General features: G+C 72.2%; 16 protein-coding genes. 5 read left to right on the top strand and 11 right to left on the bottom strand.

Annotated elements, in window-relative coordinates:
• Positions 1-50 precede the first annotated feature (50 nt).
• The 3 genes from ABZT06_RS06520 to ABZT06_RS06510 form a co-directional block, all read right to left on the bottom strand.
• The gene (locus ABZT06_RS06520) at positions 51-488 is read right to left on the bottom strand and encodes an SsgA family sporulation/cell division regulator (protein WP_355735796.1); all 438 of its coding nucleotides are present in this window, start codon (positions 486-488) and stop codon (positions 51-53) included.
• A gap of 61 nt (positions 489-549) precedes the next feature.
• Positions 550-1,605 carry a hypothetical protein gene (locus ABZT06_RS06515; protein ID WP_355735793.1) on the bottom strand — a complete coding sequence of 352 codons (1,056 nt, stop codon included), beginning with the start codon at positions 1,603-1,605 and terminating at the stop codon, positions 550-552.
• Positions 1,606-1,698: 93 nt separating this feature from the next.
• On the bottom strand, positions 1,699-2,670 hold the full coding sequence (locus tag ABZT06_RS06510; protein WP_355735790.1) for an LLM class F420-dependent oxidoreductase: 972 nt from the start codon (positions 2,668-2,670) through the stop codon (positions 1,699-1,701).
• An 86-nt stretch (positions 2,671-2,756) separates the two neighbouring features.
• Here ABZT06_RS06510 and ABZT06_RS06505 point away from each other — a divergent pair, with 86 nt between their 5' ends.
• Positions 2,757-4,187 carry a serine hydrolase domain-containing protein gene (locus tag ABZT06_RS06505; protein WP_355735788.1) on the top strand — a complete coding sequence of 477 codons (1,431 nt, stop codon included), beginning with the start codon at positions 2,757-2,759 and terminating at the stop codon, positions 4,185-4,187.
• On the opposite strand, the gene ABZT06_RS06500 is transcribed toward ABZT06_RS06505, so the two are convergent.
• From ABZT06_RS06500 to ABZT06_RS06470, 7 genes are all read right to left on the bottom strand, one after another.
• Positions 4,179-5,813 carry a serine/threonine-protein kinase gene (locus ABZT06_RS06500; protein WP_355735785.1) on the bottom strand — a complete coding sequence of 545 codons (1,635 nt, stop codon included), beginning with the start codon at positions 5,811-5,813 and terminating at the stop codon, positions 4,179-4,181. The genes ABZT06_RS06505 and ABZT06_RS06500 overlap by 9 nt on opposite strands.
• A 157-nt stretch (positions 5,814-5,970) precedes the next feature.
• Complete coding sequence (locus ABZT06_RS06495; protein ID WP_355735783.1) at positions 5,971-6,930, bottom strand: threonine/serine dehydratase; 960 nt, start codon at positions 6,928-6,930, stop codon at positions 5,971-5,973.
• Positions 6,931-6,999: 69 nt separating this feature from the next.
• Positions 7,000-7,974, bottom strand: coding sequence for a polyprenyl synthetase family protein (locus ABZT06_RS06490; RefSeq protein WP_355735782.1), 975 nt, complete (start codon positions 7,972-7,974; stop codon positions 7,000-7,002).
• Positions 7,971-9,011, bottom strand: coding sequence for a tetratricopeptide repeat protein (locus ABZT06_RS06485; RefSeq protein ID WP_355735778.1), 1,041 nt, complete (start codon positions 9,009-9,011; stop codon positions 7,971-7,973). The genes ABZT06_RS06490 and ABZT06_RS06485 overlap by 4 nt, the downstream gene beginning before the upstream one ends.
• A 171-nt stretch (positions 9,012-9,182) precedes the next feature.
• Entirely contained in the window at positions 9,183-9,860 is a 678-nt protein-coding gene (locus ABZT06_RS06480) for an AIM24 family protein (RefSeq protein ID WP_355735775.1), read from the bottom strand.
• 70 nt (positions 9,861-9,930) lie between these two features.
• A complete protein-coding gene (locus ABZT06_RS06475) occupies positions 9,931-11,688 on the bottom strand; it encodes a CAP domain-containing protein (RefSeq protein WP_355735772.1) in 1,758 nt (585 codons plus the stop codon).
• Between the two features lie 68 nt (positions 11,689-11,756).
• The gene (locus ABZT06_RS06470; RefSeq protein ID WP_355737014.1) at positions 11,757-12,950 is read right to left on the bottom strand and encodes a serine hydrolase domain-containing protein; all 1,194 of its coding nucleotides are present in this window, start codon (positions 12,948-12,950) and stop codon (positions 11,757-11,759) included.
• Positions 12,951-13,141: 191 nt separating this feature from the next.
• Between ABZT06_RS06470 and ABZT06_RS06465 the strand changes: the two genes are divergently transcribed.
• Genes ABZT06_RS06465 through ABZT06_RS06450 form a run of 4 tightly spaced genes read left to right on the top strand, consistent with a single transcriptional unit; the run spans position 13,142 to position 19,706 of the window.
• Entirely contained in the window at positions 13,142-14,320 is a 1,179-nt protein-coding gene (locus ABZT06_RS06465) for an ROK family transcriptional regulator (protein ID WP_355735769.1), read from the top strand.
• A gap of 39 nt (positions 14,321-14,359) precedes the next feature.
• Entirely contained in the window at positions 14,360-16,138 is a 1,779-nt protein-coding gene (locus ABZT06_RS06460) for a carbohydrate-binding protein (protein WP_355735765.1), read from the top strand.
• Positions 16,139-16,158: 20 nt separating this feature from the next.
• Complete coding sequence (locus tag ABZT06_RS06455) at positions 16,159-18,504, top strand: glycoside hydrolase N-terminal domain-containing protein (protein WP_355735762.1); 2,346 nt, start codon at positions 16,159-16,161, stop codon at positions 18,502-18,504.
• A complete protein-coding gene (locus ABZT06_RS06450) occupies positions 18,501-19,706 on the top strand; it encodes an SGNH/GDSL hydrolase family protein (RefSeq protein ID WP_355735760.1) in 1,206 nt (401 codons plus the stop codon). The genes ABZT06_RS06455 and ABZT06_RS06450 overlap by 4 nt, the downstream gene beginning before the upstream one ends.
• Before the next feature lie 7 nt (positions 19,707-19,713).
• Here the strand turns inward: ABZT06_RS06450 and ABZT06_RS06445 are convergent, their stop codons facing one another.
• Positions 19,714-22,653 carry an AAA family ATPase gene (locus ABZT06_RS06445; RefSeq protein WP_355735757.1) on the bottom strand — a complete coding sequence of 980 codons (2,940 nt, stop codon included), beginning with the start codon at positions 22,651-22,653 and terminating at the stop codon, positions 19,714-19,716.
• Between the last annotated feature and the right edge of the window lie 36 nt (positions 22,654-22,689).

Below are 22,689 nucleotides of genomic sequence, written 5' to 3'. Positions count from 1 at the left end.
ACGGCGGCATGAGTACGGCTACTCAGGCCGCGTACGCGCAAGCCCCTGTCTCAGCCGCCCGCGATGACCGAGGCGAGGAAGTCGTCCACCCTGACCTCTTCCCGCCCCGGCGGCACGATGTCGCGGGTCTCGCGCAGGAAGGACGCCAGCGCCGGGGCCCACGCGAAGACCACGGCGTGCTGTCGGCCCCCGTCGGAGCGGGCGTCGCCGAAGAACTCCATGCGCAGTTCCTCCCAGACACCGGTCGAGACGGGGCTGAGCCGCACGTCCCCGATCCCGACCGGACCGCGCAGGCCCTCGGCGAGCATCTCCCGGTCCAGCCGCCAGCGCGCCAGCACCCGGCCGTCATGGCTGAACACCGCGGTGACGGCGAAGGGGTCCGCCGCGTCGTAGCCCAGGTGGGCGAGCACGGGGCACCGGCCCGTGCCGCCCGCCTGGAGTTGCACGACCAGAGTCTTGTGCGCGGTTCTGGGGACGAAGGAGTTCACCTGGGGGCCTCCGGGAAGAACGACGTAGAGCCCTCTAGTACCCCTTCCACGGCCAAGATGCTCAGCCGACCGGGTGATTCCCCTTCGCGGTGCGCAAGGCCGTGATGCACGAGGCGATCGCCTGCTGGAGTTCCTCCAGCTGCTGGACCATGTCGTCCTCGTAGAAGTCCTGGGCGTCGTCGAAGGTCAGCTCCTCGAACACCTTGGTCGCCCTCTGGAGGCTGTTGTAGAACTTCGTCCGCCGTTCCTGGACCCGCAGTTCGGGGTCGGCCTCCACGGCCTCGGCGACCAGGGACTTCATCGTGTCGAACGCCTCGGCCGCCCACTCGCCGGTGTCCTCGTCCTCCTCCAGTTCCTCAAGAAGGGACAGGTGCCGCTCGGCCTCCTGCCGCAGGTCCACAGGCGCGTCGATCGTCTGCCCGGCCGGGGTCTTCACCTGCCCGGACTCGGCGATCTGACGGACGTATCCGATCCGGTCGGCCGCCCTGCTCTCGGTGGCCACGGCCTTCTTCAGGTCGTCCGTGCGCACCACGTCCCGGGCCAGCGAGGCCTGCAGCTCCGGGTCCTCCTTGATCCGGTCGAGCAGTGCGCTGCGCGCGGCCCGGGCGGTGGAGGGGTCGGCGAGGATCGCGGCGCGCAGCGCGGTCGGGTTCTCGGCGACCTCCAGGGCCTTTGTCGGCCGGATGCCCTCGGCCTCCGCGGCCTCGGCGATGGCGGTGCCGCGCTCGGAGGTCGCGCTGTTGCGCGAGACGTAGTAGTCGAGCCACACGTCCGCGTCCGGCAGCTCCACCTCCTGGCCCGGTGCCAGCGCCTCGAAGTGCGGGACCATGCCGTCGTCGGCGGCCCGGTCCCAGGCCTTGTAGTAGCGCATGACGCGCTCGGGCGAACAGCCGGCGAGCTCGGCGAACTCCTTCGCGGACACCTTCGGCGTCTCGTCCGCGCTCTGGCCGCCGGGCCGCACGCTGCGCGCCACCATCAGGCCGAAGGCCCAGCCGCCGGTCCGCGCGTACACCCCGAACTCGCGGGCGTCCCGCGCGACGAGGTCGGACAGGGGCGCGCCGGACGTCTTGGCCGGGGCCTCGGAGGTCGTGTCGGACTGGTCGATCGCTAGAGTCACGGGTGCTTCTCCTGGGCAGGCTCGGTCGGACCGCACGCTGTGCGGCTCGGAAGCCTATTGCACCCCCGGGTGCCGCCCCGGCACCTGGCCCGCTCAGGCGAACGCGTCGCGCAGCGCGGGCAGCAGCGTCTTCTCCGACCAGTCCAGGAACCCGGGTTGGGACTCGCCGCCGATCTGCACCAGCGCGATCTCGGTGAAGCCGGCCTCCGCGTACGGACGTACGGCTTCGACGAAGGCGTCGGGGTCGTCGCCGCACGGGATCGACGCCGCCACGTCGTCGGGGGTGACGAACTGGGTGGCCGACTCGAACGCGTCGGGGTGCGGCAGCTCGGAGTTGACCTTCCAGCCGTTGCCGAACCAGCGGAACTGGGAGTGCGCCCGCTTGATCGCCGTGTCCCGGTCGGGGTCGTAGCAGACGGGCAGCTGCCCGACCCGCGGCTTGCCCTCGCCGCCGTTGCGGTCGAACGCCTCGAGCAGGCCCGCCTTGGGCTCCGTGGCGATGACGAGGTCGGCGAGGCGGCCCGCCAGCGCGCACGACTGCTCGCCGGAGACGGCCAGTCCGATCTGCGGGGGCTCGTCCGGGAGGTCCCACAGCCGGGCCGACTCCACGTCGAAGTGGGTTCCGCGGTGGTTCACATGACCGCCCTCGAAGAGCGCGCGGATGATCTCCACCGCCTCTTCCAGCATCTCGTGCCGGACGTCGGCCGACGGCCAGCCGCCGCCCACCACATGCTCGTTGAGGTTCTCGCCCGAGCCCAGTCCCAGCCGGAAGCGGCCCTCGGAGAGCAGCTGCATGGTCGCCGCCTTCTGGGCCACCACCGCCGGGTGGTAGCGGAAGGACGGACAGGTCACGTACGTCATCAGCGGAATGCGCGAGGTCGCCTGGGCGGCCGCCCCGAGCACGCTCCACGCGTACGGCGAGTGTCCCTGCGAGCGCAGCCACGGGAAGTAGTGGTCCGAGGTCACCGAGAAGTCGTAACCCACCTCCTCGGCCCGCACCACATGGCCCACCAGCTCACGGGGCCCGGCCTGCTCGGTCATCATCGTGTATCCGATTTGCACCATGGGGTCCGGGTCCCCGGTGACCGGAGGGGAAAACGGGCTTCCCAGACCCTCTCGATCAAGACCGGCGAACGGGGGAGGATGCGCGTATGAGTTCCCTGCCCACGAGCACCCCCGCCGCCCAGGGCGTCGACGCGGCCGGCATCCGGGCCTTCCTCGACGCCCTCCAAGCCGAACCGCACCTCGAGCCGCACAGCCTGATGCTGCTGCGCCACGGCCAGGTCGTGGCCTCGGGCTGGTGGGCCCCGTACGCCCCGGACCGGCCCCAGCTGCTCTACTCGCTCAGCAAGAGCTTCACGGCCACGGCCGCCGGGTTCGCCGTCGCCGAGGGGCTGATCCGGCTGGACGACCCGGTGATCTCGTACTTCCCGGAGTTCGAGGCCGACATCACCGACCCGCGCAGCCGCGCGATGCTCGTCCGGCATGTGGCGTCCATGGCCAGCGGTCATGCGGAGGAGACGCTGGACCGGGCGCGCGCCCAGGACCGCGACGAACTCGTCCGGGGCTTCCTGCTGGTCCCGCCGGACCGGGACCCCGGCACCGTCTTCGCCTACAACCAGCCCGCCACCTACACCCTCGCCGCGATCGTCCAGCGCGTCACGGGCCAGAAACTCACCGAGTACCTGCGGCCCCGGCTGTTCGACCCGCTCGGCATCGGCGAGGTGGCCTGGATCCCCGACCGCGGAGGCCGCGAGCTCGGCTTCAGCGGGCTGCACGCCACGACCGACGCGATCGCCCGGCTCGGCCTGCTGTATCTGCGGGGCGGGGTGTGGGAGGGCGAGCGGCTGTTGCCCGAGTCGTGGGTGGCCGAGGCGACGCGGGTCCAGATCGCGCACGAGACACCGCCGCTGGGCGACTGGCCGGACTGGCAGCAGGGCTACGGCTTCCAGTTCTGGATCGCCCGGCACGGCTACCGCGGGGACGGGGCCTACGGGCAGTTCTGCGTGGTGCTGCCCGAGCAGGACGCGGTGCTCGCGATCACCTCGGAGACCGTGGACATGCAGAAGGTCCTGGACCTGGCCTGGAAGCATCTGCTGCCCGCCTTCGGCGCCGACCCGCTGCCCGGCGGTGCGGCGGCGGACGCGGCCCTGGCCGACCGCCTGGCGGGGCTCGCCGTGCCGCCCGCGGAGGGCAAGCCCGCTCCCGCGGACCGGGCGGAGGACTGGAGCACCGCCGCATTCACGCCCCAGGGCGGTACGTGCTCCGGCCAGCCGACCCTGACCGCGATCGAGGTGGATCCGGGCGGCCGGGTGACCCTGGTCGACGACGGCGACCGGCTGGAACTGGGGTTCGGTACCGGGGAGGGGGGCTGGACGGTTATCGACGAGCCCCTGCCCGTCGCGGTGAGCGGCGGCTGGACCGACGCGGCGACCCTCGTCGTCGACCTGGCGTTCCTGGAGACCCCGCACCACCTGCTGGTGACATGCTCGCTCGAGGACCGGACGTTCACCGCGCGCTGGCGCACCCAGCCCCTGCACGCCGGCCCGCTGCGGCGGATGCGGGCGCCGCGCTCAGTCTGACGGCACGCGCAGGGTGCTGAAGAAGGTGTCCAGGGCCTGCCGGTTGGCGGCGTCGTTCCAGTCGGCCGCCGGGGTCGTCCAGCGCAGTGAGTAGCCGCGGCCCCCGCCGATGAGGAAGCCGCGGCCGAAGGTGCGCACCCGGGTGCCGTCGACGTCCTCGACCCACTGCATGTCGGCGGCCTCGCGGCCCTGGTAGGTCGTCGCGCGGATGTCACCGAGGCGCTCGTAGCCCGGGTGGTCCTTCAGTTCCGGTTCCACGTCGTCGCGCCACACGGCCACGGCGTCGGTGCCGACGGCCTTGCTGTAGGTGACGGCGAGCGTGCGCGGGTCGCCGGAGGCGCCGAAGGTGACGCGGTACGCGAGGCCGGCCTGGCGGGAGGTCTCCAGCGGCTTCCAGCCCTTGGGGAGGGCGAGGGAGAAGCCCTCGGGGGAGCGGTACCCGGCGTATCCGGGCGGCAGCCCCGTGCCCGCGGTGGGGGTGGCCGTCCTGCTCGGCGTGGGTGTGGGGGCCGGCGTCGGGGGCGCGCCGGAGCTCTCGTCGGTGCGGCTGCCGGGGGCGGAGACCGACGGGGTGGGGGCCGGCGGCGCCGGGGCGGGCGCGGAGGCGGAGGCCGACGCGGACGGAACGGGCGCCTCACCGGTCGCCGAACTGTCGCCGTCGGGCAGCGCCTTGGTGACCGTGAGGACGGCGGCGGCCACCGTGACGACGGCCAGGGCGGTCCCCGCGATGAGCAGCCGGCTGCCGCGGCCCGGGGCCACGCCGGGCAGGACGCGCAGCCGGGACCTGTGCTCCTCCGGCGGGGCCGCGCCGGGATCCTCGTCGAGGACGCGGAGGAGCGCGGTGCGCACGGCCGTGCGGCTCAGCCGTTCCTGGGAGCTCTTGCGCAGCAGCCCCTGCACGGTCGGGGTGAGAGGTCCGGCCCGCACCGGCGCCCGCAGCGGGAGCCGGTCGACCCCCTTCAGGGTGGCCGCGGGACGGTCGCGGTCACGGAACGGCGGACGTCCCTCGACCAGCGTGTAGAGGATCGCGCCGAGTGCCCACAGGTCGGCGGCCGGCCCGATGCGCTCGTCCCGGGCCTGTTCGGGGGAGGCGTACGACGGTGCCGACAGCCGTGGGGCGAGGGTCGCGCCGGCCAGGCCCCAGCCGGTGACGACGACCGAGCCCCGGTGGTGCACGAAGACCTGGCCGGGACTCAGCTCGCCGTGGGTGATGCCCTCGCCGTGCGCCGCCTCCAGCACCTCCAGCAGCTCCAGGCCGATGCGGGCCGCCCGCACATGGTCGAACGTCCCCTGCCGGCCGAGGAGTTCGCCCAGCGGGATGCCGTCGACCGGCTCGGTGACGGTCCACAGCGTGCCTTCCTGCGCCACGGCGTCCACGACCGCGGCGATCCGGCCGGGGGAGAGCAGCCGCATCGTCTTGGACATTCGGACGACTCCCGCGGCGGTGCGCAGTGAGGTCTCCTCGTCCGTGCCGGCGGGCAGACCGATCTCGGTGAGCAGGCAGGGGCGTTCGGTCGAGGCGTCCTCGCCGTACCAGCAGGTCCGGTTGGTCTCGCGGTGCAGGACGTCCAGGGGCCGGTACCGTCCGGCGATCCACTCGTGTGTGGAGACGTGCGCCTTGACCATGTCATCCCTCGCTGAACCCCTGGCTCTCACCTTTCACAGAGGTACGGCGGGTGCGGCGGGGTGTGTTCAATCAAAACGGCAACCGATGGAATCCGCTTTCTGATTGTTCATTTTCTGACTCAGGAGTCAGTAGAACGAGCGGAGTCGGCCACCTCTCTCACCGCAGCCCGAACCGCCCGGCCCAGGCCATGACGTCGGCGGTGGTCGCGTTGCCGCCGCACACGACGAGGCCCAGCCGGCAGTCGTCGCCGACCCGCTCCAGCACCGTCCGGGCGGCGGGCAGGAGACATCCGGCCGCGGGTTCGCCCCACACCTTGGCGTGGTCGGCGAGGTCGAGGCAGCCCCGCACGGCCTCCCGGTCGGGGACCACGAGGACCTCGGTGACCAGAGCCGCCACATGGTCGTAGGTCAACTGCGCGACGGACGGGGCGCTCAGCGTGGACACGACGGAGGACAGCGGGACCGGCACCGGTCCGCCCGCGGCGAGCGCCCGGGACATGGCCTCGGCACCCTCGGTCTCCACACCCCAGACCCGGACACCGGGACGACGCGCGCGCAGCGCCGCCGCGACCCCGGCGATCAGGCCACCGCCCCCGACGCTGACGAGGACGTCGGTGAGGTCGCCCGCGTCGTCGGCGAACTCCAGCCCGACCGTCCCCTGGCCCGCGATCACCAGGGGGTCGTCGAAGGGGTGGACCAGTGTCAGCCCCTCGTCCCGCAAGCGGTTCACGAGCGAGAAGGCACCGTCCATGTCGTCCGTCAGCCGCAGCGACGCCCCGGCCGCCGTCACGATCTCCACCGACCGGGCGGGCGCCGAGCGGGGCATCACGACCGTCGCCTTGATGTCGAGGGCCGCCGCCATGTGGGCGAGAGCGATCCCGTGGTTACCGCCGCTGACCGCCACGACCCCGGCCGCCCGCTCCGCCTCGCTCAGCGACAGCAGCTTGGCCGTCGCCCCGCGCGCCTTGAACGAGCCGGTGCGCTGGAGGAGTTCGAGCTTGACGGTGACGGGCGCACCGAGCAGCGCGGACAGACCGGGGCTGGGCAGGGTCGGGGTGCGTACGACGTGTCCGGCGATCAGCCCGGCCTGTTGCTCGATGTCCGTGATCCCGATCAAGACGGTTCCTTCCGGCGAGGAGAGCTCCTGTCGACCCTGTCCCCGCGGACCGTGCAGGTCAACTCGGTATCAGAGATCGCGCCGCAGGAGGTAGTCCAGCAACGGCCGCAGCTCGTACGCCGTCTCCGCGGACGCGAGGTGACGGCGTGACTCGGCGAGCGCGGCCGATCTGCCGCCGCACTCCTCGACCAGGGCCGCGATCTCCTGTGGGGCCCCGTCGGACTCCAGGAGCCGTGCCAGGCGCCCCGCCGCGGGAGTCGGCGAGTCGAGCGCGGCGAGTACCGGGAACGTCTTCTTCCGCTCCCGCAGATCGCCGTGCACGGGTTTGCCCGTGACCAGGGGATCGCCCCAGATGCCGAGGACGTCGTCGACGATCTGAAACGCGACCCCCAGATGCCGTCCGGCCCGGTCCAGCGCGGCCACCGTGGCCGGGGGCGCCCCGCCGAGCAGAGCGCCCAGCGCCGCCGCGCAGCCCAGCAGCGCCCCGGTCTTGTGCTCGGCCATGGCCCGGTACTCGTCCGGCCGCACCCGTTCCGGTCCCGTCCAGGGGCGCGTGGCGAACAGCAGGTCGTCCGCCTGCCCCCGCACCAGCTCGGACAGGGCCGCGGACAGGAGCCGTACGGCGTCGGCGCCGGCGTCGGCCAGGGTCTCGACGGCGAGGGCGAACAGGGCGTCGCCCGCGAGAACGGCCGGCCCGGTGCCGTACGCCTTCCACACGGTGGGGCGGCCGCGCCGGGCCGGGTCGCCGTCCATGATGTCGTCGTGGAGCAGCGAGAAGACGTGTACCAGCTCCACCGCGACCGCCGCGGGCACCCCGGCCCGCCCGGGCGCACCGGCCGCCTCGGCACCCAGCACGGCGAGCGCCTGCCGCACCCCCTTGCCGCCGGACGCGACGGCCGGAGCGCCGCCCACTTCGCACCAGCCGAAGGAGTAGGCGGCCATCTCGCTCACCCAGGGGTGCAGTCCGCTGACGGCCTCCTGGAGGGCCGGCTGGACCAACTCGCAGCTGCGAACGAGGACTTCGGGAGCGACAAGGGTGGTCACCGTACCGCCTCCGCCCGCACACCCAACTCCTCCTGGGCCCGGGTCACCATCTCCCGTGCGTGCCGCAGCCCGGTCCGCTCCAACACGCGCGCCAGATCGTCCAGTTCGGCCGCGGTCTCGGCGCGGTCGCGGCCCAGGCGGGCCAGTGCCTTGGCGAGCCCGAGCCGGGCCAGGGCCTCACCGCGCGGTTCGCTCATGGCGCGAAACTCGGCGAGCGCCTGCTCGTACAGGTCACGGGCCTCGGAGTAACGCCCGGCCCGGTAGAGGACGTTGCCGCGCATCTTGTGGTTGTAGGCCAGCGCGCTGGACAGGTTCATCTCCCGACACGTGGTCTCCGCCTCGGAGAGCAGGGCGAGGGCCCGTTCGGTGTCGCCGTCGCGCACGGAGGCGAGGTCGGCCAGCCCGCGCAGCGCCCAGGCGTGACCGCGCCGGTCGTCGGCGCCCGCGGCGATCTGGGCCGCCTCCTCGAACATCGCGAACGCGGTGTCGTAGGACCCGGTGTTGCGGTGCATCTGCGCGATGCCCGACAGCGCCCACACCGTGTGCCGTGCCTCACCGCGCCGCCTGGCCTCGGCCAGCAACTGTTCGTGCAGCCGGCCGACGGCCTCGTAGTCCCCCTGGATACGGCCGGTCTCGGCCAGCCCCGCCAGTGAGTAACCGCGCACCACGACATCCCCGCCACGCTCACCGAGCTCGGCCGCGAGCCTCAACAGCCGTCGGGCCAGAGCGAATCCGCCGCGCTGGCGGGCCAGCGTCCCGCCGCTCCACAGCGCCCAGGCCATGCCCGCGGTGTCCCCGGCCCGGCGGGCGGCCCGGTAACTCGCCTTCCAGGCCCGGTCGGCGTCGGCGACCCGGCCGAGCCTGCGCTGCGCCTCGGCGACCGCGAGTCCGGAGCGCGCGGCCTCCTCGTGCCGTCCGGCCCGCTCGGCCGCCCTCAACTGCTCGGTGCCGGCGGCCAGTACGTCGTCCAGCGAGGAGTTCACGGAGAGATCGGTGAGCGCGCCCTGGTACTCCGGGGCGAATGCCTTGCCGTACATGTATGCCTTTCCGTCCGTATACACCTCATCTATACGTGCTGTGTATACATGGCGTGCATAGTGCCTCGAAAATGAGCCCCGGCCCGGAGGCCGGGGCGTCATCCGTTGCCGGTCAAGACGAGGACGGAGCCGGACGGGTTGCCTGTGAGGCGCAGATCACTGCCCGGGGTGTCAGTGCTGCTGAGCCTTCTGCGGGGTCACCTCGCTCGGCCGTACGACGACGAATCCCGAGCCCTGCAGCATCAGCTGCACCGCCTCCCCGGAACCGCCGCGCAGCATCGACCCGATGGACTGCGAACGGTGCAGCGAGGTGCCCAGGCCCGCCGTCCAGCCGACGACCGCGTCCGTGTCGACGAACACCGGGAACTCCGGCGAGACCGGGATCACCAGCGGGTTGCCCTCGCACACCAGGCCGAGCCTGCCGTGGCCCGTGAAGACACTGTTGAACAGACCGCCGCCGGCGATGCCCGCGCCTTTCACGGTCGATATGCGGTAGGCCAGCGAGGCGTCGAAACACAGGACGTTGCGGCCGTTGACCGTGAACTCGTCACCCGGTTCGACGTCGACGATGAAACAGTTCTGGGCCTCGTGCGCGAACCAGGCCTCACCCTGTCCGCGCACCGCCATCAGCGGCAGTCCCTCGCCGGTGACGGCCCGCTTGAGCATGCCACCGACGCCCTGGCCCTTGCGCTCGAACTGGAGACTGCCGCGGTAGGCGACCATCGCCCCCTGGCGGGCGAGCATCTCGCCGTGCACCGCGTACCTGATGCACTTGGAGTTCTCGACCGTCATGCCCGGCTGCGTGGCCGGCTGCACCATGTGCTCACTGGAAAAGAGGTCACCCTTCATGGGGGCATCCTGGCCCGGAGGGATTCCCTCCGCCAAGATCGCGGACCGACTTGCGTCGGTGGGGCCGGTCTCAGGCCCCGAACAGCTGTGTCCAGTACGTGCCCGCCGGGCCGCCGCCCGCGAACCCGATCCCGATGTGGGTGAAGTCGGGCTTGAGGATATTGGCGCGGTGCCCGGGGCTGTTCATCCAGCCCTCGACGACCTCGTCCGCGGAGCGCTGGCCGCACGCGATGTTTTCCCCGATCGAGCGGCGGGTGGAGCCCGCGGCGGCGGCCCGGTCCCAGGGCTGGGTGCCCTCCGGCGAGGTGTGGGAGTAGAAGGCGCGGACCGCCATGTCGGTGCTGTACGCCTGCGCGGCACGGGCCAGGAGCGGGTCGACGCCCAGGGGTGCCAGGCCCGCCCGGACGCGCTCGCGGTTGGTGAGGCCGACGACCTCGTCGGCGGTCCGTGTCAGGTCCGCGGGCGTGAGCGGCCGGGCCCACAGAGCCGTCCAGTACGTGTCGCCGGAGCGGCCTTTCGTGGCGTGTGCCAGTCCGACGTGACTGAAGGCCGGGGCGTGCAGGGTGCGCCGGGGCTGCTCGGTGCGCAGACAGTACTCGACGAGCTCGGACGGGTTGCGCGGGCCGGAGACGAGGTGCTCGCCGACGGTGACATACGCGTATCCGGTGGCCGTGAGCCGCTGGAAGACGGAGACGCCGTCCGGCCCCTCCACACCGAGCCGGCCCGCGGAGGCCATGGCCGAGGCGTGAGCGCGGGCAGCGTCGGTGAGCCGGGGGTCGAGCGCGACCGGGGGTGAACCGGCCGTGGAACGAGCCGAGTTGACCAAGGTGAGGAAGCCGGCCAGGTCGGGGGAGGGGGTCGACGCGGGGCTGGTGCGGGGTATGGGGGCGGGGCGGCTCGGAGGCGGCGGGTGGGCGGGGGAGTATGCCGCGGGTGTCCGCGCGGCGGGAGGAGTGGCAGGGGGTGTCCCGGGTGTCGTGGGTGTCCGGGCTGTGGGGGGAGCCGCAGGGGGTGTCCCCAGTGCCGTGGGTGTCCGCGTGGCGGGAGGAGTGGCAGGGCGCGTTCTCGGCCCCATGGGTGTCCGGACGGTGGGGGGAGCTGCAGGGGGCGTCTCCGGTGGCGTCGGTGTCCGCGTGGCGGGAGGAGTGGCAGGGCGCGTTCTCGGCCCCATGGGTGTCCGGACAGTGGGAGGAGCCGCCGGGGGTGTCCCCGGTGGCGTCGGCGTCCGGACAGTGGGAGCGGCCGCGGGGCGCTCACCCGCTGCCGTGGGCGTCCGGACCGGGGGAGCAGCGGCCCGACGTGTCCCCGGTGCCGTGAGCGACGCGGAAGGCGCCGCGGGCGTCGGCGTGTCGTCCACGACGTCCACCCCGAAGTCCCGTGCCAGCCCCGCGAGTCCGTCCGCGTACCCCTGCCCGAGCGCCCGCAGCTTCCAGCCGTCGCCGCGCCGGTAGATCTCCGCGAGCAGCAGCACCGTCTCCTGCCGGATCGGAGGTGGCGTGAACCGGGCCAGCATGCGACCGCCCGCACCCGTGACCTGAAGGACCGGGGCGGGCAGTCGGCCCAGGGGGGTGCCGGGGTCGGCAGGGGTGACGACCACCGTGACCCTGGTGGCGCCCGCGCGCAGTCGCCGGGGGTCGACGGTCAGCGTGTCGCCGGAGAGGCGGGCGCCGGAGGCGGAGGGCTGGTTGTAGAACACGAAGTCCGCGTCGCCCCGGACCTTGCCGCCGTCGTCCGTGACGAGGGCGGACACGTCGAAGGGGCCGGGCACCCGCACGGCGACGGCCCCTGCGGGGAGGGGAACATTGCCCCCGGGAACCAACTCGCTCATCGTGCCGCCCTGATGTCGTCGTTCGCCCGGAAAACGCACACCGGGGCGCAGGGGTTCCCGGCGTGCGCTCAGTCCAGCGTGAGCGCCGGAGCCACGTCCTCGTGCCGCTCCATGGGAGCCTTGCCGCGCGGAGCCCTGACCGCCTTGACCGCCTTGCCGCAGAACGCGGAGTCCAGGGTGCGCAGCATCGTGTTGAGGACCGTGCCGTTGTTGGACGTGTTGGCGACCGCCGCGAGCGCGCGTTTGCCGTCCTTCGAGGCGAACGCGTAGGTGTAGAAGCCCTGTACGGCACCGGTGTGGCCGTACACCGAGATCCCGCACGACAGATCGCGGCGGCGCAGCCCGAGGCCGTACGCCTGGCCGCTGCCCGACGCCGGCATCCACCGTTCCATCTGCGCCAGTTGCGCGGCCGAGGTGAGCCGGCCGCCGAGCAGGGCGGACAGGAAAGTGTTCAGGTCCCGAGTGCTGGAGATGAGCGCACCCGCGCTCTGCGCCCACGACACGGTCTGTTCGGTCGCGTCGACGAGCGGGGCGCCGGCCTGGTCCGGGGTGAGATAGCCACGGGCGTGCGGGCCGGGGATCTTCATGTCCGGGTGCACATAGAACGTGTCGCGCAGCTTCAGCGGCTCGATGATCCGGTTCTGGTACTCGGTCCGCACCGGGTTCCCGGTCAGCTTCTCGATGAGCATTCCGGCGACCACGAAGTTGGTGTTCGAGTACGAGTACACCGCGCCCGGCGCGTTCGTGCGCGGTCGGCCGAGGGAGCGCTTCACCAGTTCCCGGGGCGTGAAGACCTGCTTGCGGACCGCCTCGAACCCCGGAACCGTCTTGGCGAACATGTCGTTCGTGTAGTCGTACAGGCCGCTCCGGTGGCTCAGGACGTGCCGCACCGTGATCCGGTCGTCCGGCAGGAGCCCGGGCAGATAGCGGTTGACCGGCGCGTCCAGCTCCAGCTTCTTCTCGTCCACCAGTTGGAGCAGGACGACGGCGGTGAAAGTCTTGCTGACGCTGCCGATACGGAACCGGTCGGCGTCGCCCATGGCCCGCCCGCTCCCGCGGTCCGCGACGCCGGCCGCGGCCCGGTACACCGTGCGCCCGTCGTCGATCCGGGCCATGGCCCCCGGCGCGCCCTGCGCCAGCGCGGAGCGCAACACACCGCGCAGACCTGCGAGATCCACCGCGGGGGCGGTGGGCGAATCGGCGTGGGCGGGGACCGCGAGAAGGGGCAGCAGGACCGCTGCGGCCACCGTCCCGACCACCACTCGTGCTGATGCCATCCGGCTGATCTCCTGTCACTTCGTCAGTTCCGGTACGAATGCGGAGAGTATGGCCATGAAGAGCATCAAAAGTGATGATTGACCGCCCCGGTCGGCACAGAAGTCTCTTCAGGAACGCACAGCCGATGCTGCTTCTTTTATTGACGAAGGAAAAGAATCCCTCTAAGTTCCCGGCCATGCGCCCCACCCCTCGCGCCGAGACGTTTCCCGCCAACACACCCGCCGCCTCCCAGGTGTTCACCACCGTCCTGTCCCAGGGCCCCCTGCCCCGCCTGGAGGTGGCCCGGCGCGTGGGCCTGTCCCCGGCCGCCGTCACCAAGGCGGTCCGGCCGCTCATCGAGGCCGGTTACCTGATGGAGGGTCTGGACGAGGAGGCCCGCCCGGCGCTCGGCCGGCCCGCGAACCTCGTGCGGGTCGACGGCGGGCGGGCCCTGTTCATCGGCGTCAAGGTCACCGGCGACGAGATCATCGGGGTCCTCACCGATCTGTGCTGCCGTATCCGCGTCGCCCGCCATCTGCCGCTGCCCGGCCGGGACCCGAGAACGGTGCTCGCGAGCATCACGGAACTCGTCCAGCGGCTCCTCGCCGAGGCGGACGACTCCACGGCCGCCGTGCTGGGACTGGGCATCGCGGTCTCCGGCGATGTCGACCGGGCCGAGGGCACCGTCCGCTACTCGCCGTTCCTGGAGTGGCGCGACGTCCCGCTCGCCGAACTCGCCACCATGACCACGGGGTTGCCGGTCACCGTCGACAACGACGTACGCGCCCTGACGGTCGCCGAGCAGTGGTTCGGCGCCGGGGTGGGCCTGTCCGACTTCGCCGTGGTCACCGTGGGCGCCGGCATCGGCTGCGGCCTGGTGGTGCACGGCCGTGTGGTCGCCGGGGCGCACGGAGTGGCCGGGGAGATCGGCCATGTGACCGTCGATCCCACCGGCCCGCCCTGCCACTGCGGCAACCGCGGCTGCGTCGAGGCCATCGCGGGGGAGGCCGCCATCGTCCGGCAGATCCGCGAGGCCACCGGCGTCGAACTCCCCGACGCCGAAGCGGCCCTGGCCCTGGCCCGGGGAGGCGTCGCCGGGGCCCGGGACGTGTACGCGCGCGCGGGGGAGGCGATCGGCCGGGGCATCGCCACCGTCGCCAACCTCCTAGGACCCGAACGCGTGATCATCTCCGGCGAGGGACTCGCCGCCTACGACCTGTTCGCCGAGCAGATCCGTGACGCCTTCGTCGCGGCCGCCTTCGGCTCCGCCGCACAGTGCGACGTCCGCACCCACCCGCTGCCCTTCGACGAGTGGGCTCGCGGAGCCGCCGCCACAGCCATCCAGTCCTTCATCGCCCCGGACACGAGCCGATAGAACCCGCACCCCACCCGCACCCCATTGGAGGTACGACCCATGCGGTCATCCTCGTACTTCGCCATGCCCGCCAGAACCCTGCTGGTGCTCGCCCTCACCGCGGTCGCCGCCCCCACCGCCCACGCCGCCGACACCCCGGCACCCGCCCTCGCCGCCAAGCCCTACATGGGCTGGTCGAGTTGGAGCATGCAGTCCTCCAAGTACCCCGGCCTCAACCCGGACGGCGACTACAGCTACCTCACCGAGGCCAACGTCCTCAAGCAGACCGACGCCCTGGCCGCCAAGCTGAAGAAGTACGGCTATGAGTACGTCAACATCGACGCGGGCTGGTGGATGGACAAGACCTGGAAGTCCGGGTTCGACCAGTACGGCCGCCAGAAGCCCGACCCGGTCCGCTTCCCCAGCGGCATGAAGGCCGTCGCCGACCGCATCCACGCGAAGGGCCTCAGGGCCGGCATCTACCTCCCGGCCGGCCTGGAGAAAGGGGCGTACGGCCAGGGGAAGACGCCGGTCTGGAACGCCGACGGCTGCGCCACCGCCGACATCGTCTACGACGACCTGCGCACCACCAACGGCTGGGACAGCGCGTACAAGCTCGACTTCTCCAAGCCCTGCACCAGCAAGTACATCGATTCCCAGGCCCAGTTGATCGCCGGCTGGGGCTACGACTTCCTCAAGCTCGACGGCGTCGGTCCCGGTTCCGGCAAGAGCGGCGACCAGTACGACAACGTTGCCGACGTGGCCGCCTGGAACAGGGCCATAGCTGCGACGGGCCGCCCGATCCACCTCGAAGTCTCCTGGTCCCTCGACATCGGGCACGCCGCCGACTGGAAGAAGTACTCGCAGGGCTGGCGCATCGACACCGACGTCGAGTGCTACTGCAACACCCTCGTCAGCTGGGAGAACTCGGTCGACGACCGCTGGGACGACACCCCTGCCTGGACCCGGCACGCCGGACCCGGCGGCTGGAACGACCTCGACTCACTCGACGTCGGCAACGGACAGATGGACGGCCTCACCAAGGCCGAACGGCAGAGTTACGCCACCCTGTGGGCCATCGCCAAGTCCCCGCTGTACACCGGCGACGACCTCACCCGCCTCGACTCCTACGGCCTCTCCCTGCTGACCAACCGCGAGGTCATCGCGATCGACCAGGGCCCCAACCCGCCCGCACAGCCGGTCACCCCGTCCGACCCGCAGCAGGTCTGGGCCGCGAAGAACGCCGACGGCACCTACACCGTCGCCCTGTTCAACCTCGCCGACGCTCCCGCCGCCGTCACCGCCGACTGGACCACCCTCGGCTTCAACGGCAACGCGTCCGTCCGTGACCTGTGGAACCACGAGAACCTCGGCACCTACAAGAACAAGGTCACCCAGGCCCTGCCCGCCCACGGCTCCCGCCTGTTCACGGTCACCCCGCGCGGCACCGCGCTCACCTACAGCGGCTACGAGGCCGAGTCCGCCACGAACACCCTCGGCGGCAACGCCTCCGTCGCCGGCTGCTCCGCCTGCTCCGACGGAAAGAAGGTCGGCAACTTGTACCTCGGCGGCAAGCTCACCTTCAACGACGTCGTCGTCGCGAAGGCCGGCACCTACCAGATCAAGGTCTCCTACATCAGCGGTGATGCCCGCTCGGTGGACATCACGGCCAACGGCGGCGGCGCCACCCGCCACAAGCTCCCCGCCACCGGCGACTGGTCCACCGTGGCCAGCGTGTACGTGCCCGTGACACTCAAGGCCGGCGCCAACACGATCACCTTCGACAGCGGCACCGGCTACGCGCCGGACATCGACCGGATCGACGTACCGAAGTCCTGACCGAGCCTCCAGGAGCCGCCATGACCCCCGCCACCCCCTCCAGACGCGGTGTCCTCGCGCTGACCGCCGCGCTCGCCGCCCTGCCCACGTTCACGGCGATCGCAGCACCGCAAAGACCCGCTGACTCACCCGCGCTCGACACCGACGCACGCCATCAGCTGTGGTGGCAGGCCCCCGCCGACGAGCACTCGATGATCGAACAGGGCCTGCCCGTCGGCAACGGCCGTCTCGGCGCCCTCGCGTCCAACGACCCCGGCCGTGAACTCCTCCTCGTCACCGACGCCACGATGTGGACCGGCGGCCTGAACGACACCCTCGACGCCGACGGCCAGTTCCCGTACGGCCGAGCGGACTTCGGCTCCTTCACCCTGCTGGCCCGGCTCACCGTGGACATCCCCGACCACGACCTGTCCGCCGTCTCCGGCTACCGCCGCACCCTCGACCTCGACCGGGGCGTGAACACCACGTCCTACGTCCGCTCCGGCGTGACCTACCGACGGGAGATCTTCGCCAGCCACCCCGACGACGTCATCGTCCTCCACTTCACCCAGAGCGGGGGAGGCCGGTACACCGGCACCATCACATTGGAGGGGACGCATGGCGAGGAGCCCGCGGTCTCCTTCGGAGCCACCCTGCCGAACGGTCTGCGATACGGGGCCGCGGTCACGGCGTACGGCTCCGGCGGCAGCGTCAGCGTCGACGGCCCGCACATCGGCTTCAGCGGGTGCAGGGAACTCACCGTCGTCCTGAGCGGCGGCACCAACTACACGCCTGACGCCGCCGCCCGCTTCCGCGACCCGTCCCTCGACCCGCCGAAGCTCGCGCGCACCAAGGTCCGCGCGGCCGCCCGTCACTCGGCGAACACCCTGCTCCGCACGCACACCGCCGACCATCACGCCCTGTTCGGGCAGGTGGACGTCTCGCTCGGCACCTCCTCCGCCGGGCAGCGCTCCCTCGACACCTGGGAGCGGATCCGCGCACGCGCCAGGGACGGGGCACCCGACCCCGAACTGGAGTCCCAGTACCTCCAGTTCGGCCGCTACCTGATGATCGCGGGCTCCCGCGGCAGCCTGCCGCTGGGCCTGCAGGGGCTGTGGCTCGACGGCAACGACCCCGACTGGATGGGCGACTACCACACCGACATCAACATCCAGATGAACTACTGGGCGGCCGACCGCGCGGGTCTGTCCCAGTGCTTCGACGCCTTCACGGACTACTGCGTCGACCAGCTCCCGTCCTGGACCGACCTCACCCGCAGGCTGTTCAACGATCCCCGCAACCGCTACCGCAACTCCACGGGCAGGAACGCCGGCTGGACAGTCGCCATCTCCACCAACCCCTTCGGTGGAGGCGGCTGGTGGTGGCATCCGGCGGGCAACGCCTGGCTGTGCAACTCCCTCTGGGAGCACTACGAGTTCACCACGTCACGGACCCATCTGGAGAAGATCTACCCGCTTCTCAAGGGCGCGTGCGAGTTCTGGGAAGCACGCCTGCTGACCATGACCCTCCCGGGCACCTCACGGGAGGTCCTCGTCGCCGACAGTGACTGGTCGCCCGAGCACGGCCCCCTCGACGCCAAGGGCATCACCTACGCCCAGGAACTCGTGTGGGCCCTGTTCGGCAACTACTGCACGGCCGCGGCCGAGTTGAAGAAGGACACCGGCTTCGCCGCCACGATCGCCGGCCTCCGCAAACGCCTCTACCTCCCGCAGGTCAGCCCCACCACCGGCTGGCTGGAGGAGTGGATGTCCCCCGACAACCTCGGCGAGACCACCCACCGCCACCTGTCCCCCCTCGTCGGCCTCTTCCCCGGCGACCGCATCCGCCCAGACGGCTCCACCCCGGCCGAGATCGTCAAGGGCGCCACCGCCCTGCTCACCGCACGCGGCATGGAGAGCTTCGGCTGGGCCAACGCCTGGCGCGCCCTGTGCTGGGCCCGCCTCAAGAACGCCGACAACGCCTACCAGCTCGTGGTCAACAACCTCCGCCCCTCCGACGGAGGCAGCAACGGCACCGCCTTCAATTTCTTCGACATCTACCAGGTGGAAAAAGGCCGCGGAATCTTTCAGATAGACGCGAATCTGGGTACCCCTGCGGCGATGATCGAGATGCTGCTCTATTCCCGCCCCGGCCACCTGGAACTCCTGCCCGCCCTGCCCGACGCCTGGGCCGCCTCCGGATCGCTCAGCGGAGCGAACGCCCGCGGCGGCTTCGTCGTCGACCTACGCTGGCGGGATGGGAAACCGACCGAAGCGCGGATCCGCAGCGTCGGCGGCCGCACCACGACGGTCGCCCACGCCGGAAGCGCGCGCACGGTGACACTGAAGCCGGGAGCCACGGTCACCCTGAAGGGCTTCGGCCGATGAGGCGCCGGACCGCCCGCCGGGCCCGGCTGCTCGCGGTCACGGTCGTGGCCGCGGCCCTCCAGGCCACGCCCGCACCGGCCGCCGTCAGCCCTCCCGACGGGGTGATCACCTGGGGCGCGAGCGCCTACCCCATCGGCGACTCGGCCGCCGACCGCGGCTACCGCATGGTCGTCCACACCAGCGTCGGCGGGCGCGACGCCCGCGTCCGGCTCTCCAACGCGTTCGGCCACCAGCCGGTCACCTTCGACAGCGTCTACGCCGGCCTCCAGCTCAAGGACGCGGCGCTGGTGCGCGGCACCAACCGGCGGCTCACCTTCGACGGCTCCTCCTCCGTCACCGTGGAACCCGGCGCCACGGCGTACAGCGACCCGCTGCCCGGCACGCTGGCCGCCGGATCGAACCTGGTCGTCAGCCTCCACACCCCGGACGCGGCGGGGCCGGTCACCGGCCACTGGATGGCCCTGCAGACGTCGTACGCCACCCAGGGCGACCACACCGCCGAGGAGAGCGGCGCCCACTGGGCCGAGAGCATCGGATCGTGGTTCTACCTCGACGCGGTCTCGGTGCGCACGCCCGCGGCCACCGGTGCCGTGGTGGCGCTCGGTGACTCCATCACCGACGGGTGGCAGTCCACCAGCGACCACAACCGCCGCTGGCCCGACTACCTCGCCCGCCGCCTGCAGAAGGTGCACACCACGGTCAAGGGGGTGGCGAACGAGGGGATCTCGGGCAACAAGGTGCTGGCCGACGGCGCCGGTCCGAGCGCCCTGAACCGGCTGGACCGGGACGTGCTCTCCCAGCCGGGCGTGCGCACCGTGTTCCTCCTCGAAGGGGTCAACGACCTCAAGGCCCACAGCGGTGTCACGGCACCGGACCTGATCTCCGGCTACCGCGAGATCGTCGACCGGGCCCACGAGGCGGCCAAGTGCGTGGTCGTGTCCACCATCGCCCCCTTCAAGGGCTGGCCCGAATGGGATCCGGCCGCCGAGGCCGTGCGACAGGAAATCAACGACTTCATCAGAAGCCACGGCGACGAGTTCGACGCGGTCACCGACTTCGACCGCGTCCTGCGCAGCCCCTACGACCAGGAGCGGATGCTGCCCGTCTTCGACGGCGGGGACCACATCCACCCCAACGACAAGGGCATGCAGGCCATGGCGGACTCCGTCGACCTGAACAGCCTGGACTGCGCCCGCCACTGACAGGGCGTCAGCTGTGGGCCGTCGTCTCCGGGGTGATCAGCCCCTCGCGGTAGGCGACGGCCACGGCCTCGGTGCGGCTCGCCGCGCCCAGCTTGGCCAGGATGTTGGAGACGTGCACGCTGGCCGTCTTGCCGGTGATGAACAGCTCCTCGCCGATCTGCCGGTTGCTGCGCCCGCGCGCGAGCAGCCGCAGCACGTCCTGCTCGCGGGCCGTGAGCGGCGACGCGGTGGGCGGGGCCTCGGCCAGCCGGCCGCGCCGGATCAGCTCGTCCGTCCGCTCCAGCAGCACCGTGGCCCCCAGCCGGGCGAACACCTCACGCGCCGCCCGCGCCTCGGTCGCGGCCTCCTCACGCCGGTCGGCGGCGAGCAGTGCCTCGGCGTACCGCAGGCGGCAGCGCGCCGGTTCGTACACGTCACCGAAGTCGAACGCGGCGACCGCCTTCGCCCAGGCCTCGGCGTCCGGCCCCGACACGGCCCGGGTCCACTCCGCCTCGGCCCGGGCCAGCCAGGCCTGTCCTTCGGGGCCCTGCGGCACTCCGCCGTGCACGGCGAGGGCCCTGGCCGGCGCCAGCAGCTCGGTCGCGGTCTCCGCCCACCGACGGGCTCCCTCCTGGTCTCCTCCGAGACGCAGATCGGTGGCCCGGTCGGCGACCGCGGACAACGCGAGGGCGGCCAGCCGGACCGTGACGTCGGGAGGCGTGCCGGTGTCGTCGGTGAGGAGCGTGACGGTGGACCGCATCCGCTCCACGGCCGCCTCCGCATCACCCCGCAGGACCGCCGCCTCGGTCAGCGCGATGCCCGCGACGAGCGTGGCCATCCAGTCGAACGGCCCCTCCAGCAGCGTCCGGGCCCGGTCGGCGGCACTGAAGTCACCGCGCGCGAGCGCCACGTAGAGCGCGGGCGCGACCCGGTACCCACCGGCCACGGGCAGCACCTCGGCATCGGTGCTCGCCGTCCGGACACACTCGTCCCAGCGGCCCAGGGTGTACAGCACCAGCAGATGGAGATAGCGCATCTCCATCGGATACGGCGACGACAGCAGCCCGGCCCTGCGGGCGCGGTCCAGTCCCTCCGTGATCCAGGGCAGACAGTCGTCCAGGTGCCCGGACTCGAAGGTGCCGATGGCGAGATTGAACAGCGCGCGCATCTCCACCGGCGCGTTGCCCGAACTGCGGGCCAGCTCCCGCGCCCGCCGCAACCGCCCCCGGCCCGCCACCGACCGGCGGCCGCCGCCCTCGACCACGGCGAGGGAGATCAGCAGGTCCGCCTGGGCGTCGGTCACGCCCAGCTCCTCCGCCGTGTCCAGGGCCTGGCGCGCGACCCGCAGCGCGGTCTCGTTCTCCCCGACGTGGCGGGCCGCCAGCACATGTGTCGCCGCGGCCCACACCCAGGTACGGGACGGGGGATCCGCGGGGATCATGTCGAGGGCCTCGCTGCTGTAGGCGAAGGCCGCGGTGAGGTTGTCGACGGTCATCAGGTTCCCGGCGAGTGTGTAGCGCACCCGGGCGGCGAGCTCGGAGTCCGCCTCCTGGCCCACACCGGCGAGCGCCGCGCGCGTGAGGGAGACCGCCCGGTGCAGTTCGCCGGTGTGCGCGGCCGCCGACGAGGCCCGCAGCATCAGCCGTACCCGGTCGGCCCCCTCGCCCGAGGGCCGCGCGGAGGGCTCGACCGCCGACCACAGGTCGAGGGCCGCTTCCAGGTGCCGTAGCTCCTCGGCGGGCGCCCCCACCCGTTCGGCGTGGTCCGCGGCCTCCAGGGAGGCGGCGAGCGCGGAGGCGAGGTCATGGCTCTCGCGGTAGTGATGGGCCCGCTCCGCCGCGCTCTCCGCGCGATGTCCCCGCCCGTCGAGCAGCCGGGCGAACGCCCCGTGCAGCCGCGCCCGCTCGCCGGGGAGCAGATCGGCGTACACGGCCTCACGGGCGAGGGCGTGCCGGAACGCGTACGTGTCCCCCTGACCGGGCACCAGAAGCTGCCGCCCGATGGCCTCGCGCAGGGCGGTTTCCAGCTCCTCCTCGGGCAGTCGTACGGCCTCCCGCAGCAGCTCGTGCTCGACGCGCCGCCCGGCCACGGCGGCGGTGCGCAGCACCTGCTGGGCGGTGTCGGACAGCTGCTCGAACCGGATCAGCAGCACATCGGCGAGCCCGCTGGGCACCCCGCCCTCCCCGCTCCCGGTGGCGGCGAGCAGTTCCTCGGCGTAGAACGCGTTGCCCTCGGCCCGCTCGACGATCCGCCGCACGGTGGTGTCCGGCAGCGGCCCCTCGCGCAGGGCCCGCACCAGCCGGGCCACCTCGGCGTCGGCCATCGGCCGCAGCTCCAGCCGCTCCACGGCGGGCAGCCGCACGAGTTCGGCGAGCAGCGGCCGCAGCGGATGACGCCGGTGCAGGTCGTCCGCCCGGTACGAGGCGAGGACGGCCAGCCGGTGCGTGGGCGCCCCGCCCGCCGACCGCTGGAGGATCCCCCGGCTGAGCAGGAACCTCAGCAGATCCCGGGACGACTGATCGGCCCAGTGCAGATCCTCCAGGACGAGCAGCAGGGGAGCGATGTCCGAGAGATCGGCGAGCAGTCCGGCGATCCCCTCGAACAACCGGAGCCGCCCACCGGAGTCACCGGCGGAGCCGCCGCCCAACAACCGCTCCACCACCGGATAGGCGGCGAGGGTACCGGTGAACCGCTCGTCCTGCGCGAGCGCCCCGAGCACCTCGGTGAACGGCAGGTACGGCAACCCGACGTCACCGAGATCGACACAGTGCCCGGTGAGCACGGTCATCCCGGCCGCCGCGGCCCGCCCTGTGACTTCTTCCAGCACCCGCGTCTTGCCGACGCCGGCGTCTCCGGCGACGAGCACGGCCCGAGCTTCCCCGCCCCGGGCCCGCCCCAGCACCCCGGAAAGCCGGGCAAGCTCGTCGTCCCGCCCGATGATCGGCGTACTGATGGAGATCTGCGACACGACTACCCCAGGGGCGCGGGGAACTGCGCGATCAAC

Origin of the sequence: Streptomyces sp. NPDC005483 (genome assembly GCF_040606035.1) — a bacterium.
GTDB lineage: Bacteria > Actinomycetota > Actinomycetes > Streptomycetales > Streptomycetaceae > Streptomyces.
This window is presented reverse-complemented; position numbering and strand designations above follow the sequence as displayed.

What these genes read in the sequence shown, in the direction of transcription:
- ABZT06_RS06510 (WP_355735790.1), bottom strand. Translation starts at nt 2,670, where the DNA reads ATGGTGCAAATCGGATACACGATGATGACCGAGCAGGCCGGGCCCCGT.
- ABZT06_RS06505 (WP_355735788.1), top strand. Translation starts at nt 2,757, where the DNA reads ATGAGTTCCCTGCCCACGAGCACCCCCGCCGCCCAGGGCGTCGACGCG.
- ABZT06_RS06500 (WP_355735785.1), bottom strand. Translation starts at nt 5,813, where the DNA reads ATGGTCAAGGCGCACGTCTCCACACACGAGTGGATCGCCGGACGGTAC.
- ABZT06_RS06485 (WP_355735778.1), bottom strand. Translation starts at nt 9,011, where the DNA reads ATGTACGGCAAGGCATTCGCCCCGGAGTACCAGGGCGCGCTCACCGAT.
- ABZT06_RS06480 (WP_355735775.1), bottom strand. Translation starts at nt 9,860, where the DNA reads ATGAAGGGTGACCTCTTTTCCAGTGAGCACATGGTGCAGCCGGCCACG.
- ABZT06_RS06475 (WP_355735772.1), bottom strand. Translation starts at nt 11,688, where the DNA reads ATGAGCGAGTTGGTTCCCGGGGGCAATGTTCCCCTCCCCGCAGGGGCC.
- ABZT06_RS06465 (WP_355735769.1), top strand. Translation starts at nt 13,142, where the DNA reads ATGCGCCCCACCCCTCGCGCCGAGACGTTTCCCGCCAACACACCCGCC.
- ABZT06_RS06460 (WP_355735765.1), top strand. Translation starts at nt 14,360, where the DNA reads ATGCGGTCATCCTCGTACTTCGCCATGCCCGCCAGAACCCTGCTGGTG.
- ABZT06_RS06455 (WP_355735762.1), top strand. Translation starts at nt 16,159, where the DNA reads ATGACCCCCGCCACCCCCTCCAGACGCGGTGTCCTCGCGCTGACCGCC.
- ABZT06_RS06450 (WP_355735760.1), top strand. Translation starts at nt 18,501, where the DNA reads ATGAGGCGCCGGACCGCCCGCCGGGCCCGGCTGCTCGCGGTCACGGTC.